At 67.4% G+C, this 13,425-nt stretch carries 12 protein-coding genes; 4 read left to right on the plus strand and 8 right to left on the minus strand.

Features of this window, described 5'->3' with window-relative positions; all coding sequences use genetic code 11:
- Window positions 1-111 precede the first annotated feature (111 nt).
- The 3 genes from WKW77_RS28035 to gshB all read left to right on the plus strand — a co-directional run bounded on the left by WKW77_RS28035 (window position 112) and on the right by gshB (window position 4,428).
- Window positions 112-1,980 carry a potassium transporter Kup gene (locus WKW77_RS28035; RefSeq protein ID WP_340360177.1) on the plus strand — a complete coding sequence of 623 codons (1,869 nt, stop codon included), beginning with the start codon at window positions 112-114 and terminating at the stop codon, window positions 1,978-1,980.
- Between the two features lie 129 nt (window positions 1,981-2,109).
- Complete coding sequence (locus WKW77_RS28040; RefSeq protein WP_340360178.1) at window positions 2,110-3,321, plus strand: benzoate/H(+) symporter BenE family transporter; 1,212 nt, start codon at window positions 2,110-2,112, stop codon at window positions 3,319-3,321.
- Between the two features lie 156 nt (window positions 3,322-3,477).
- Complete coding sequence (gene gshB / locus WKW77_RS28045) at window positions 3,478-4,428, plus strand: glutathione synthase (protein WP_340360179.1); 951 nt, start codon at window positions 3,478-3,480, stop codon at window positions 4,426-4,428.
- Between the two features lie 46 nt (window positions 4,429-4,474).
- Here gshB and WKW77_RS28050 read toward each other — a convergent pair whose 3' ends face one another.
- A complete protein-coding gene (locus tag WKW77_RS28050; protein WP_340360180.1) occupies window positions 4,475-5,311 on the minus strand; it encodes a class II glutamine amidotransferase in 837 nt (278 codons plus the stop codon).
- Between the two features lie 132 nt (window positions 5,312-5,443).
- Window positions 5,444-6,916, minus strand: coding sequence for a DHA2 family efflux MFS transporter permease subunit (locus WKW77_RS28055; protein ID WP_340360181.1), 1,473 nt, complete (start codon window positions 6,914-6,916; stop codon window positions 5,444-5,446).
- A 112-nt stretch (window positions 6,917-7,028) separates the two neighbouring features.
- Here WKW77_RS28055 and WKW77_RS28060 point away from each other — a divergent pair, with 112 nt between their 5' ends.
- The gene (locus WKW77_RS28060) at window positions 7,029-8,297 is read left to right on the plus strand and encodes a zinc-binding metallopeptidase family protein (protein WP_340360182.1); all 1,269 of its coding nucleotides are present in this window, start codon (window positions 7,029-7,031) and stop codon (window positions 8,295-8,297) included.
- Here WKW77_RS28060 and WKW77_RS28065 read toward each other — a convergent pair.
- From WKW77_RS28065 to WKW77_RS28090, 6 genes are all read right to left on the minus strand, one after another.
- Complete coding sequence (locus WKW77_RS28065) at window positions 8,288-8,515, minus strand: cysteine-rich CWC family protein (protein ID WP_340360183.1); 228 nt, start codon at window positions 8,513-8,515, stop codon at window positions 8,288-8,290. The two genes, WKW77_RS28060 and WKW77_RS28065, sit on opposite strands and share 10 nt — an antisense overlap.
- Window positions 8,515-9,771, minus strand: coding sequence for a 6-phosphofructokinase (locus WKW77_RS28070; protein WP_340360184.1), 1,257 nt, complete (start codon window positions 9,769-9,771; stop codon window positions 8,515-8,517). The genes WKW77_RS28065 and WKW77_RS28070 overlap by 1 nt, the downstream gene beginning before the upstream one ends.
- Before the next feature lie 53 nt (window positions 9,772-9,824).
- Window positions 9,825-10,988: an acyl-CoA dehydrogenase family protein gene (locus WKW77_RS28075; protein ID WP_340360185.1), complete on the minus strand. Its 1,164-nt coding sequence runs from the start codon at window positions 10,986-10,988 to the stop codon at window positions 9,825-9,827.
- Between the two features lie 5 nt (window positions 10,989-10,993).
- Window positions 10,994-11,791 (minus strand): enoyl-CoA hydratase-related protein, encoded by a 798-nt coding sequence (locus WKW77_RS28080; protein ID WP_340360186.1) that lies wholly within the window; start codon window positions 11,789-11,791, stop codon window positions 10,994-10,996.
- Between the two features lie 2 nt (window positions 11,792-11,793).
- Window positions 11,794-12,972: an acetyl-CoA C-acetyltransferase gene (locus tag WKW77_RS28085; protein ID WP_340360187.1), complete on the minus strand. Its 1,179-nt coding sequence runs from the start codon at window positions 12,970-12,972 to the stop codon at window positions 11,794-11,796.
- A gap of 91 nt (window positions 12,973-13,063) precedes the next feature.
- Window positions 13,064-13,381, minus strand: coding sequence for a DUF2917 domain-containing protein (locus WKW77_RS28090; protein ID WP_340360188.1), 318 nt, complete (start codon window positions 13,379-13,381; stop codon window positions 13,064-13,066).
- Window positions 13,382-13,425 lie beyond the last annotated feature (44 nt).

Raw genomic sequence — 13,425 nt, forward strand, 5'->3', positions numbered from 1 at the left:
TAGCGACCCCATACCAACGCAAATCAACCAGGGCGGAGGCGATGCGGCGGCTGCGAGGCTGGCGACGCGCCGGAACGTGCCGCACGTTCCAGGGCCCTTTGCATCGACCCCGTGTCAGCCCCTAAATCCTTCTCCCCTGCGTTGATCCTCGCGGCGATCGGCGTCGTCTATGGCGACATCGGCACCAGCGTGCTGTATGCGGTCAAGGAAGTGTTCGGGCACGGCCACGTGCCTTTCACGATCGAGAACGTCTACGGCATCCTGTCGATGTTCTTCTGGACGCTCACGATCATCGTGTCGATCAAGTACGTCGTGCTGGTGCTGCGGGCCGACAACGAAGGCGAAGGCGGGCTGGTCGCCATGCTCGCGCTGGCTTCGCAGGCGGTCGTCGACAAGCCGCGGCTGCGCCACGTGCTGCTGGTGGTCGGTGTCTTCGGCACCTCGCTCTTCTATGGTGACGGCGTCATCACGCCGGCGATCTCGGTGCTCTCTGCCGTCGAAGGTCTCGAGGTGGTTTCGCCCCACTTCGGGCACTACGTCATTCCGATCACGCTGGTCGTCCTGTTCTGCCTGTTCGCGCTCCAGAAGCATGGCACCGCCGGGATCGGCCGCTTCTTCGGCCCGATCACGCTGACCTGGTTCCTGGTCATCGCGCTGCTGGGCGTCTCGCAGATCCTGACGCATCCCGAGATCCTGAAGGCGGTCAGCCCGTACTACGCGCTGCGGTTCATCTGGCTCAATCCGGGCACCAGCTTCATCATCCTCGGCGCCACCGTGCTGTGCGTGACCGGCGCCGAGGCGCTTTACGCCGACCTCGGGCATTTCGGCAAGAGGCCGATCCGGGTCGCATGGTTCTCGGTCGTGATGCCGGCGCTGACGCTCAACTACTTCGGGCAGGGCGCGCTGCTGCTGGAGAACCCCGAGGCCGTGAAGAACCCGTTCTTCATGATGGCGCCGGACTGGGCGCTGCTGCCGCTGGTGTTCCTCGCGACCGCCGCGACGGTGATCGCCTCGCAGGCCCTGATCACCGGTGCGTTCAGCGTGACGCGGCAGGTCATCCAACTGGGCTACCTGCCTCGCCTGAACATCGAGCACACCAGCGTGCGCACTGCCGGCCAGATCTACATTCCCTTCGTCAACTGGGGCCTGTTCGTCGCGATCGTGCTCGCGGTGGTGATGTTCCGCTCGTCGAGCAACCTGGCCGCGGCCTATGGCATCGCGGTCACCACCGACATGCTGATCACCACGGTGCTGACCTTCTTCGTGATCCGCTATGCCTGGAAGTACCCGCTGGCGCTGTGCATCGCCGCCACCGGTGCGTTCTTCATCGTCGACTTCATGTTCTTCGCGTCGAACCTGCTGAAGCTCTTCGAAGGCGGTTGGTTCCCGCTGCTGATCGGCGGCTCCGTCTTCCTGCTCATGCTGACCTGGAAAGAGGGGCGCCGCCTCATGGGCGAGGCCCAGTTGGCGGAGGCCATCGACCTGCGCAGCTTCCTGGACTCCGTCTTCGTCAACCCGCCGGCCCGCGTCGACGGCACCGCAGTCTTCATGACGGCCGAGCCGGGCATGGTGCCCAATGCGCTGCTGCACAACCTCAAGCACAACAAGGTGATGCACGACCAGAACCTGTTCGTCACCGTGCGCAATCACGAGGTGCCCTGGATCCCGATGGACAAGCGCATCGAGATGGAGCCGCTGGGCCACCATTGCTGGCAGGTCGTGGTGCACTACGGCTTCAAGAACGACGTCGACATCCCCCGTGCGCTCGAGAATGCACGGCTGCGCGGCTGCCAGCTCGAGACGATGACGACCAGCTACTTCCTGTCGCGCGACGTCGTGATCCCGACGCTCGGCAGCGGCATGGCGCCCTGGCGCGAGAAGCTCTTCGCGCAGATGCACCATAGCGCGAGCGGCGCGGCGGACTTCCTCGGGCTGCCCAACAACGCGGTAGTGGAGCTCGGCTCGAAGATAGAGATTTAGCTCGCCCCCCAGCCTTGCCCACCCCGTGTGGCTCGGGCACCCCCCTGCCGGGGGGCAACATCGGCGGCCCGGCGGAGCCGGTTCCGCGGTGTTCCTGGAAGGGGTCCGACACGCCGGCACAATCCGGGGATGCGGTTCTTCAAGGATTTGAGTCTGTCGGCGTTCACCGCCGGTTTCGTGGCGGTGCTCGTGGGCTTCACGAGTTCGGTGGCGATCGTGTTCCAGGCCGCACAGGCCTTCGGGGCCACGCCGGAGCTGATTTCCTCGTGGATGTGGGCGCTGGGCCTCGGCATGGGGCTCGCGTCGGCGCTGCCTTCCCTGTGGTGGCGCAAGCCGGTGATGATCGCCTGGAGCACGCCGGGCGCGGCGGTGCTCGCGGTCGCCGGCGCGGGCTATTCGATGCACGAGGCGGTGGGCGCCTTCATCGTCTGCGCGCTGCTCATGACGATCGCGGGCGCCACCGGCTGGTTCGAGCGCGTGATGAACCGGATTCCGATGGCGCTGGCGTCGGCGCTCCTGGCGGGCGTGCTGGCGCGCTTCGGCCTGCAGGCGTTCATCGCGGCCCAGACGGCGCTGCCGCTGGTGCTGTTGATGCTCGGCACCTACCTGGTCGGCAAGCGTGCCCTGCCGCGCTATGCGGTGCCGCTGACCTTGCTGGTGGCGATCGCCTTCGTGGCGGCGCGCGGCGAACTCGCCTGGAGTGCGGTGCATTTCAGCGTCGCGATGCCTGTGTTCACGATGCCTGTGTTCAGCTGGCAGGCCGTGGTGAGCCTCGCATTGCCGCTTTTCGTGGTGACCATGGCTTCGCAGAATCTCCCCGGCGTCGCGGCCATCCGCGCGGCGGGCTACGAGCTGCCGGTGTCGAAGCTCATCACGGTCAGCGGGCTGGCCACGCTGGTGCTCGCGCCTTTCGGCGCCTTCGCGCTCAACCTCAGCGCGATCACCGCCGCGATCTGCATGGGCCGCGAGGCGCACGAAGATCCGGGGCGCCGCTATACCGCGGCGGTGAGCTGCGGCGCGATCTACGTGGTGATCGGCCTGTTCGGCGCGGCGGTCACGGGGCTGCTGACGGCCTTCCCCAAGGAACTGGTCGCCGCGATCGCCGGGCTGGCCCTGCTCGGCACCATCGGCGGCGGGCTGGCTGCGGCGGTGCGCGACGAATCGCATCGCGAGGCCGCGCTCATCACCTTCCTGGTCACGCTCTCGGGCGTGACGCTGCTGGGCATTGGCTCCGCTTTCTGGGGCGTGGTGGCGGGCGCCGCCGCGCTGGGCATCCAGCAGATCGGGCGCAGACCCTTCGCCGGCAAGGACATCGCGGCTGCCTGCAAGATCAGAAAATGAAGCTCACCCCCAGCCTCGCCCACTGCGTGTGGCTCGGACACCCCCTTCCAGGGGGCAACCCCGGTGGCCCGGCCAAGCCGGTTCCACGGGGTTCCTGGTTCGAGATGCGTTTGATTCATACGCCCGTGGCGGCGTGCAACACCATAGACAACTGACATGCACTTCCTCTTCGTCGCCGATCCGATCGAGCACTTCAAGATCTACAAGGACACCACCTTCTCGATGATGCGGGAGGCCCAGCGGCGCGGCCATGCGATCTCGGTGTGCGAGCCGCGCCACATGGGCTGGCAGCGCGGCCGGCCGGTCACCGCCAAGGTCCGCAGGATCACGCTGACCGGTTCGGCGGACGCATGGTTCCGCGAAGAGGCCGCCGAAGAGCTTCCGTTGCATTCGTTCGACGCGGTGCTGATGCGCAAGGACCCGCCCTTCGACGCCGAATACATCTACGCCACGCATCTTCTCGAGCAGGCCGAGCGTGAAGGCGCCCGCGTCGTCAACAAGCCGGGCGCGCTGCGAGACCATCCCGAGAAGCTCGCGATCATGGAGTTCTCGGAGTTCACCACGCCGACGCTGGTCACACGTGATCCGGCCGCGGTGCGCGCCTTTCATGCCGAGCACCAGGACATCATCCTCAAGCCGCTCGATGGGATGGGCGGCATGGGCATCTTCCGCGTCAAGGCCGACGGGCTGAACCTCGGCTCGATCACCGAGACCCTCAACAAGGACGGCGTGCAGACAATCATGGTGCAGCGCTTCGTGCCCGAGATCGTGCAGGGCGACAAGCGGGTGCTGGTGATCGGCGGCAAGCCGGTGCCCTACAGCCTGGCGCGCATTCCGCAGGGGTCGGAGGTGCGAGGCAACCTCGCTGCCGGCGGCAAGGGCGTGGCGCAGCCGCTGACCGAGGACGATCGCCGCATCGCCGAAGCGATCGGCCCGGTGCTCGCCCAGCGCGGGCTGCTGCTGATCGGGCTCGACGTGATCGGCGGCTCGCTGACCGAGATCAACGTGACCAGCCCGACCTGCTTCCAGGAAATCACCGAGCAGACCGGCTTCGACGTGCCGGCGATGTTCATCGACGCTCTCGAAGCGGCCGTGAAGAAGGCCTGAAGGCACCCGCGACGGGAAGCCCGTGCCAGGGCACCCACGGAACCGGCTATGCCGGGCTGCCGGACGCGCCCCCTCGAGGGAATGCAGAGCCACACGCAGTGGACGAGGCGGGGGGTGGGTCAGCCACCCTCCGGCCGTCCACGAACACCATCAGCTCCTGCGGCGCGAAGGCCGTCCAGGTCTCGTTGGTGGTCAGCGGAGAGGTCACGACGACCGCGACCCGATCGGTCGGCGTGGTGTGGTGGGCGAAATCGATGCTCAGGTCTTCGTCGGCCAGCTGCGCGGTGAGGAAGGGATGCTTGCGCTCGATGTACCAGAGGTTCGTCGAGGCGTGCGCCCACAGTGCCTGCCCGTTCGACAGCATGAAGTTGAAGGTGCCGTGCGCGGCCAGACGGGGCGCCAGTTCGCGCAGCGTGAGCGTGAGCTCCTCGACGCTCGGGACGTCCGCGTGCGACTTGGCCAGCTCCTGCATGATCCAGCAGAAGGCGTGCTCGCTGTCGGTGTTGCCCACCGGGTGGAAATTGCCGTGCAGGCGCGGCCGGAAATCCTTCAGGTCCCCGTTGTGGGCGAACACCCAGTAGCGCCCCCACAGCTCACGCACGAAGGGATGGCAGTTCTGCAGGTTCACCGCACCCTGCGTCGCCTTGCGGATGTGGGCGATGACGTTGCGGCTCTGGATGGGGTAGCGGCGGATCAGCTCCGCCACCGGCGATTCGCAGGCGGGCTGGTGGTCGACGAAATGCCTGAGCCCGCGGTCCTCGAAGAAAGCGATGCCCCAGCCGTCGGCGTGGTGGTCGGTGCGCCCGCCGCGCTGCGCGAACCCCGTGAAGCTGAAGGTCACGTCGGTTGGCGTGTTGCAGTTCATCCCAAGTAGCTGGCACATCTGGATAGCTTACCCCCAGGCTCGCGCACTTCGTGTCGCTCTCCACCCCCTTTCAGGGGGCGCTCCCGGCAGCCCGGCGAAGCCGGTTCCGCGGGAGCCCGCGAACGCGGCGCGCCGAGCGCGGCCGTCGGATCAGCTGGCGGCTTGCTCGTCAAGTTTGCGCGGCGACTTTTCGCGCAACTGCCAGGCGGCGCAGATCGCGAGCGCGCAGAGCGCGGCGAGCAAGACGAAGACCTCGTCGAAAGCCGCGAGCCGTGCCGGGCTGCTGGCGGCGGCGGCCAGCGAATCGCCATGCGCGGCCAGACGCCATTCGAGAATGACCGCACAGAGGCTGACGCCTGCCGCCCCGCCGAGCATGCGCAGGAAATTGATGGAGCTCGCGCCCTGCGGAATCATGGGCTTCGGGAGCGGCCGCATCGCGCCGAGATTGAGCGACGGCAGGATGAAGCCGAGTCCGATGCGGCCGATGACCGCAAAGGCGACCAGGAGCCAGATCCCGCTGTCCAGGTGGAGCACGATCATCAGCGCGAAGGATGCGGCGAGCAGCAGCAGGCCGGTGCACACCAGCAGATAGGTCGGGTGCCTGTCCGCGAGCCGCCCGACACCCGCAATGGTGAAGGCCAGGACGATCCCCGCCGGCAGCAGGATGGTGCCCACGTGCGACGCCGAAAGCTGGAGCCCGACTTGCATGTACACCGGCAGCAGGTAGGTCGAGCCGAACAGCGCGGTGCCGTAGATGAAGGCCACGATGCTGCCCATGGCGAATTGACGGTGCTTGAAGAGCGCGAGATTCATCAGCGGCTCGCCGCCGGCCGCCGCGAACCGCCGCTCCCAGGCCAGGAAGGCGCCGAACGCCACGCCGGCCGCGGCGAGCAGGACGGTGGATTCCGCCGCCGAGTCGCCCCGCAGTTCGACCAGCCCGTTCAGCAGGCAGAGCGTGCCGATGGTGCCGAGCGTCAGCCCGCGCCAGTCGAGTCCGCTGCTGCGCGAAGCCGCGACACCGCCCGGCGCGGTGGTCGGAACGAACTTGTAGGCCAGCCAGATCGAGGTGACGCAGAACGGCACCACCATGAAGAAGATCGAGCGCCAGCCGAACAGATCGACCAGCACGCCCCCGATGCTCGGCCCCACCGCCGGCGCGAGCACCACGCCCATGCCGAAGATGCCGCTCGCACGCCCCTGCTCGTGCGGCTCGAAGGCGCGCAGGATGATGATCGCCGGGATCGGCTGCACCACCCCGGCGGCGAGCCCCTCCGCCACGCGCGCGATCAGCACCAGCGAGAAATTCGTCGCCAGCCCGCCGCTCAGGCCGCCGGCCAGCAGCAGCACCATCGTTCCCACATAGGTGCGCCGGTATCCGTATCGGGCGAGCAGCCACGGCGTGGTGAGCATCGACACCGTCATCGCCACCATGAAGCCCGAACTGACCCACTGTGCGCGCTCCTGGCCGAGCGAGAAATGGTGGCTCATGCCCGGTATCGCCACATTGACGATGGTGGAAGACATGATCGAAGCCATCACCCCCACCATGACCGAAAACAGCAGAAGCCAGCGGTAGCGCTCGCCGTAGCGGGCGCTCAGGGATTGCACGGAAGGATTGTTCATGAGGGCGAAGCCGGGTCGGGCCGTCCTACAAGCATATCGGCGTTTGGGCCGCGGCCGCCGTAAGTCGACGGCCCACAATGGGCCCGCTCCGATCGCGACGAAAGATCACGCCATGGAAGCCCTGAACGACAACAGCAACGAACGCAACGACGACGTCACGCAGTCGCTCGCCGCCGAATTCAAGGCGCCGACCGTCACGCGCGCCTACCAGTGCCAGTGCGGACGGCCGGTCTTCCTCGCCAACAGCCGCTGCCTCGCCTGCCAGACGCCGCTCGGCTATGTCATCGAGCAACTCGGCGTCGTGCCGCTCGCGCCGGCCAGGCACGAGGGCGCGGAGCCCGACACCTTCACCGTATTCGGCGACGCGGGCGGCAGGGCCTACCGGCACTGCGCGAACCTGATGTCGCCTTCGGCCTGCAACTGGATGGTGCCGGCGCCGCGCGAGGGCGACGATCCTTCGTTCAACACCGACGGGCTGACCGCTGGCATGTGCCTCGCGTGCAGCGTGACGCGCACCATTCCGGACCTTGCCGTCGAAGGCAACGGCGACCGCTGGCGGAGCCTGGAGCTGGCGAAGCGGCGGCTGCTGTCGCAGCTTCTTGCGCTGGAGCTGCCGGTGGTCACGCGGCTGAGCGATCCGGCGCATGGCCTTGTTTTCGACTTCCTGAGCAGCACGCCCGGCGCGCCGCATGTGCTGACCGGCCACGACACGGGCATCATCACGCTCAACGCCGAAGAGGCGCAGGACGATGTGCGCGAACGCATCCGAGCCGAGATGCGCGAACCCTATCGCACGCTACTCGGCCACTTCCGCCACGAGATCGGCCACTACTACTGGGATCTGCTGGTGCATCCGACGCCATGGATCGACGCCTTCCGGACGCTCTTCGGCGATGAACGCGAGGACTATGCCGCCGCGCTGCGCAAGCACTACGACACCGGGGCGCCGGCGGACTGGGCCGATCGCTTCGTCACCAGCTATGCCAGCGCGCATCCATGGGAAGACTGGGCAGAAACCTGGGCGCACTACCTGCACATGGCCGATACGGCAGACACGGCGATGAGCTTCGGCGTCGACGCGCGGAACGTCGAATTGGCGAGCGACCTCTTCGAGGCGGCGGATCTCTGGCAGCCGGACCATCCGGAGGCGGGGCAGTTCCTCGACTTCATCAATGGCTGGGTGCGCCTCACGAACGTGCTCAACGAGCTGTCGCGCAGCATGGGTCAGCCGGACTACTACCCGTTCGTGCTGCCGCGCGCGGCGGTGGGCAAGCTGCAATTCATCCACCAGGTGATCGCGCAGCAGCGCGAGCGGGGAGCGCAGCCTGCCGCGCCGGCGCCCCAGGACAACCCCGAGCCCCAGCCCGAACCTCAGGCCTGAACCACCGCCAGCGCCGCGCATCGCGCGCAGATGCACGCGATGCCCCGCTTCTCCTGCGGCACCTTCGCCAGCAGTTCGGGGCTGAAGCTGAACTCGGCAGCCATGCACCAGCACGGCGGCTGCTTCTGGCCGGTTTCGCGCTCGACCTCCATCGCGCAGCGATTGGCTTCGCCGCACAGCGGGCAGCGCGATGCGTCGACGCTTGGAGATTCGCTCATCACGCCGTCTCGAAAGCAGGCAGCTTCTTCGGCACCGGATGGTTCTCGAGCGTCACGTAGACCGGCAGGCCGTTGCTGTAGGCCGGATAGTCCTCGCCCTGGATCAAGGGCAGCAGATAGCGCCGGCACTTGTCGGTGATGCTCCATCCGTCCTCGGAGATGAAATCGCGCGGCATGAACTTCTCGGTGTTCGCGACCGCGTCGAGCGGCGCGGTGCCGATGCGGTACTGGTATGGCTCATCGGCGATGCGCTCGATGGTCGGCATCACCGCGTTCCTGCCTTCGAGCGCCAGCTCGACCGCGCGCTGGCCGAGTTCATAAGCCTGCTTCACGTCGGTGGCCGAGGCGATGTGCCTCGCCGCGCGTTGCAGGTAGTCGGCCACGGCCCAGTGGAACTTGTGGCCCAGCGCTTCCTTGACCATCTGCGCGACCACCGGCGCCGCACCGCCGAGCTGCGCGTGGCCGAAGGCGTCCTTCGTGCCCTGCTCGGCGATGAAGGTGCCGTCGGGGTGATGGCAGCCTTCGGACACCACCACGGTGCAATAGCCGTGGTACTTCACGAGCGCGTCCACGCGCGCGAGGAACGCCGGGGGGTCGAAGGGGATTTCCGGAAACAGGATCACGACAGGAATGCCCTGGTCGGCGACCAATCCACCGGCCGCCGCGATCCATCCCGCATGCCGGCCCATCACCTCGATCACGAACACCTTGGTCGACGTGGCCGCCATCGAGCGCACGTCCATCGATGCTTCGAGCGTCGACACCGCCACGTACTTCGCGACCGAGCCGAAGCCCGGGCAGCAGTCGGTGATCGGCAGGTCGTTGTCGATGGTCTTCGGCACGTGGATCGCCTGCAGCGGGTAGCCCATCGATTGCGACAGCTGGCTCATCTTGAAGCAGGTGTCGGCCGAGTCGCCGCCGCCGTTGTAGAAGAAGTAGCCGATGTCGTGCGCCTTGAAGACCTCGATCAGGCGCTCGTACTCGCGCCGGTTCTTCTCGAGCGACTTGAGCTTGTAGCGGCACGAGCCGAACGCACCGGAAGGCGTCGTCCGCAGCGCGGCGATCGCTTCCGCCGATTCGCGGCCTGTGTCGATGAGATCCTCCGCAAGCGCGCCGAGGATGCCGTTGCGGCCCGCATAGACGGTGCCGATGCGGTCGGGGTGCCGGCGTGCCGTTTCGATCACGCCGCAGGCCGACGCATTGATCACGGACGTCACGCCGCCGGACTGGGCGTAGAAGGCGTTGAGGGTGGGCATGCGGCATTCTCCCGCGTCGCCCAAGGCAACGCCAGTACCGGATTCGCGCCGGCTCAGCGTCCGGGCAGGCCCATTGCGCGCGTGATCACTTCTTTCATGATCTCGTTCGTGCCGCCGTAGATCCGCTGCACCCGCGCATCGGCGTAGGCGCGCGTCACGGGGTACTCCCACATGAAGCCGTAGCCGCCGTGCAGCTGCACGCACTCGTCCATGACCTTGCATTGCAGGTCGCTGGTCCAGTACTTGGCCATGCTCGCGGTCGCGGTGTCGAGCTTCTCCTGCATGAGCAGTTCGATGCACTTGTCGACGAACACCCGTGCGACCTGCACTTCCGTCTGCAATTCGGCGAGCGTGTAGCGCGTGTTCTGGTAGGCCGCGACCGGCTGGCCGAACACCTTGCGGTCCTTCACGTAGGCCACCGTCTGGTCGATCGCCGACTGCGACGCCGCCACCGCGCCGATCGCGATCTGAAGCCGCTCCCAAGGCAGTTGCTCCATCAGGCAGACGAAGCCGCGATTCTCCTGCGCAGCGCCTCCGAGCAGCGCATCCGCCGGCACATGCACGTCGTTGAAGAACAGCTCCGAGGTGTCCTGCGCCTTCAGCCCCAGTTTCTTCAGCCGCTTGCCCTTCTCGAAGCCGGGCATGCCGCGCTCGACCAGGAAGAGGCTGGTGCCTTTGGCGCCGCCGGCCGGATCGGTCTTCGCGACCACGATCACGAGGTCCGCATGCCAGCCGTTGGTGATGAAGGTCTTGCTGCCGTTGAGCACGTAGCTGCCGTCCGCCTGCCGGATCGCGGTGGTGCGCACCGCCTGCAGGTCGCTGCCGGCGGAAGGCTCGCTCATCGCGATCGCGCCGATCATCTCGCCGCTCGCGAGCCTGGGCAGGTACTGCTTCTTCTGCGCCTCGGTGCCGTAGCGGAGGATGTACGGCGCGACGATCTCGCTGTGCAGCCCGAAGCCGATGCCGGTGAAGCCGCGCGCCCAGAGCTCCTCGAACTGGATCACCGAATAGAGCAGGTCGGCGCCGGAGCCGCCGTATTCCTCCGGCAGCGCCGTGCAGAGAAAGCCGTTCTCGCCGGCCTTGTTCCAGACGGCGCGATCGACGTAGCCCTGGTCTTCCCAGGCTTCGTGGAAGGGGGCGATCTCCTTGTCCATGAAGCGGCGGAAGCTGTCGCGGAAGGCCTCGTGGTCGGGCGTGAAGAGGGTGCGTTCGATCATCGGTTTCAACGGGGAGGAAAGACGGGGGCGCGCTTCTGCAGGAAGGCCATCACGCCCTCGGCGAAGCTCGGCTTGTCGAGCAGTTCGCGCTGGCGCTCGCTCTCGTAGTGCAGTTGCTCGGAGAGCGAATGCCCCTCCGACACTTCGATGGCCTTGCGCGCTTCGAGCACCGCGTGCGCCGGCAGGCGTGCGAGGCGCTGCGCGATCTTCTGGGCTTCGAGCAGCAGCAGATCGTCCTCGATGCAGGCCCAGATCAGGCCCCATTGCGCCGCCATCTCCGCGCCGAGCTTTTCGTCGAGCAGCGCCATGCCCATCATGCGCGCCGGGCCGACGCGGCGCGGAATGAACCAAGTGCAGCCGAGGTCCGGCACGATCCCCAGCTTGGGCAGGAAGGGCAGGTAGAAGTACGCGCTGCGCGCCGCCACCACGATGTCGCACGCCAGCGCCACACCCACGCCCGCGCCCGCCGCAGGCCCGTTGACCGCGCAGACCACCGGCACCGGCAGCGCGCGGATTGCCTCGATCAGCGGATGGCTCATCGACTGCATCCACTCGGCGGTGCGGTTGCCGAGCGTCTTGCCGTCGTCGGGCGGATTCATCGAACTCAGGTCCGCGCCGACGCAGAACGCCTTGCCCGCGCCGGTGAGCACCACCGCGCGCACTTCGGGGTGCATGCGCACCCGCGCGAGGGTGTCGCGCAGCGCCTGCTGGAGTTCGAGCGCGATCGGGTTCAGCTTGGCCGGAAGATTCAGCGTGATCGTCGCGATGCCGTCGTTGACCTCGTAGAGAACCGTGTCGTTCATCCTCACAGCCTTTCCACAATGGTGACGTTGGCCATGCCGCCGCCTTCGCACATGGTCTGCAGGCCGTAGCGCTTGCCGCGCTGGCCGAGCGCATTGACGAGTGTGGTCATGAGCTTGGTGCCCGATGCGCCCAACGGATGGCCGAGCGCGATCGCGCCGCCGTTGACATTGAGCCGCGCCGGATCGGCGCCGAGCTTCTGCAACCATGCAAGCGGCACCGGCGCAAAGGCTTCGTTGACTTCGAAGAGGTCGATGTCGTCGATCTTCATGCCGGCCTTCTGCAACGCGCGAGCCGTCGCGGGAATCGGCGCCTCCAGCATGATCACCGGGTCGTGCCCCATCACGCTCATGTGGTGGATGCGCGCGAGCGGTTTCACGCCGAGCGCCTTCAGGCCGCGTTCGTTGACCACCAGCACGCCGCTGGCGCCGTCGCAGATCTGGCTCGCGGTCGCGGCGGTGCAGCGACCGCCTTCGGCGATCAGCTTCACGCTGGCGATGGACTCCAGCGTGGCATCGAAGCGGATGCCTTCGTCGATCGTGTGCATCTCGCCGCTTGCGGAGCCGTCGGCGAGGCGGATCTCCACCGGCACGATCTCGTGCTTGAACGCGCCCTCGCGCGTGGCCGCGATCGCGCGCTGGTGGCTTTCGAGCGCATAGCGGTCGAGCACGTCCTTCTCGATGCCGTAGTTCCGCGCGATCATTTCCGCGCCGGTGAACTGGCTGAATTCGACGCCGGGATAGCGTTTCTGCATCGCGGGGCTCATGTAGATGCCGAGCCCGGCCTTCGCCGGCAGCGCGTTGGGCGTGAACATCGGCACGCGCGTCATGCTCTCGACACCCGCGGCGATCACTGCATCCATCGCGCCCGACATCACCGCCTGCGCCGCGAAATGCAGCGCCTGCTGCGACGAGCCGCATTGCCGGTCGACCGACGTGCCCGGCACCGACTCGGGCAGCTTCGATGCGAGCACCGCGTTGCGCGCGACGTTGGTCGCCTGTTCGCCGACCTGGCTCACGCAGCCGAGGATCACGTCGTCGACGGCGGCCGGGTCGATGCCGCTGCGCGTCACCAACGCGTCGATGACCTGCGCCGCGAGATCGACCGGGTGCCGGCCCGCGAGCTTGCCGCCGCGGCGGCCGCCGGCGGTGCGGCCGGTGGCCACGATGAATGCTTCTGCCATGGGGAGTCCTTCGTCCGAGTGATGAAACCCGGCGCGAAAGGGCTCTCCTGTACCGGGCAAACGTCGATGGTTCGACGCCCGGCGGGCGAGGTCAAGCCGGGGACATCCCGTGGAGCCAGAGTCGCCAAGGCGACGCGGCCGGCCGCGGGGCTTCCTGCGCGACCGCGACCGACAGCCGCTTCGCGGAGAACCGCACGCAGGAGGGCTCCAGCGCCGCGACCAGCGCTCGCTCGTGCGAATCGCTTCGGAAGTGCTCGCCGGGGTTCAGCACGATGTCGCGCCGGTCATGGTCGATGGTGATCCACACCGCGCCGCTCTGGCACTCGATGTCGACCTCGTGCGCATCGGGCAGCGTGAAGATCGCCTTCTTCGGCAGGCTCAGCGAGAGGCGTTGTGGACGGGCGTTCATGGCGGCTCCTTGCATTCATTCTGCGAATGAATATAGTCAGCGCA

This window comes from Variovorax ureilyticus, from assembly GCF_037889935.1.
Taxonomy (GTDB): Bacteria; Pseudomonadota; Gammaproteobacteria; order Burkholderiales; family Burkholderiaceae_C; genus Variovorax; species Variovorax ureilyticus.

Bases quoted from the DNA above. Each gene is read 5' to 3' on its own strand.
- WKW77_RS28040 (WP_340360178.1), top strand. From the start codon at position 2,110: ATGCGGTTCTTCAAGGATTTGAGTCTGTCGGCGTTCACCGCCGGTTTC.
- gshB (WP_340360179.1), top strand. From the start codon at position 3,478: ATGCACTTCCTCTTCGTCGCCGATCCGATCGAGCACTTCAAGATCTAC.
- WKW77_RS28050 (WP_340360180.1), bottom strand. From the start codon at position 5,311: ATGTGCCAGCTACTTGGGATGAACTGCAACACGCCAACCGACGTGACC.
- WKW77_RS28055 (WP_340360181.1), bottom strand. From the start codon at position 6,916: ATGAACAATCCTTCCGTGCAATCCCTGAGCGCCCGCTACGGCGAGCGC.
- WKW77_RS28060 (WP_340360182.1), top strand. From the start codon at position 7,029: ATGGAAGCCCTGAACGACAACAGCAACGAACGCAACGACGACGTCACG.
- WKW77_RS28065 (WP_340360183.1), bottom strand. From the start codon at position 8,515: ATGAGCGAATCTCCAAGCGTCGACGCATCGCGCTGCCCGCTGTGCGGC.
- WKW77_RS28070 (WP_340360184.1), bottom strand. From the start codon at position 9,771: ATGCCCACCCTCAACGCCTTCTACGCCCAGTCCGGCGGCGTGACGTCC.
- WKW77_RS28075 (WP_340360185.1), bottom strand. From the start codon at position 10,988: ATGATCGAACGCACCCTCTTCACGCCCGACCACGAGGCCTTCCGCGAC.
- WKW77_RS28080 (WP_340360186.1), bottom strand. From the start codon at position 11,791: ATGAACGACACGGTTCTCTACGAGGTCAACGACGGCATCGCGACGATC.
- WKW77_RS28085 (WP_340360187.1), bottom strand. From the start codon at position 12,972: ATGGCAGAAGCATTCATCGTGGCCACCGGCCGCACCGCCGGCGGCCGC.
- WKW77_RS28090 (WP_340360188.1), bottom strand. From the start codon at position 13,381: ATGAACGCCCGTCCACAACGCCTCTCGCTGAGCCTGCCGAAGAAGGCG.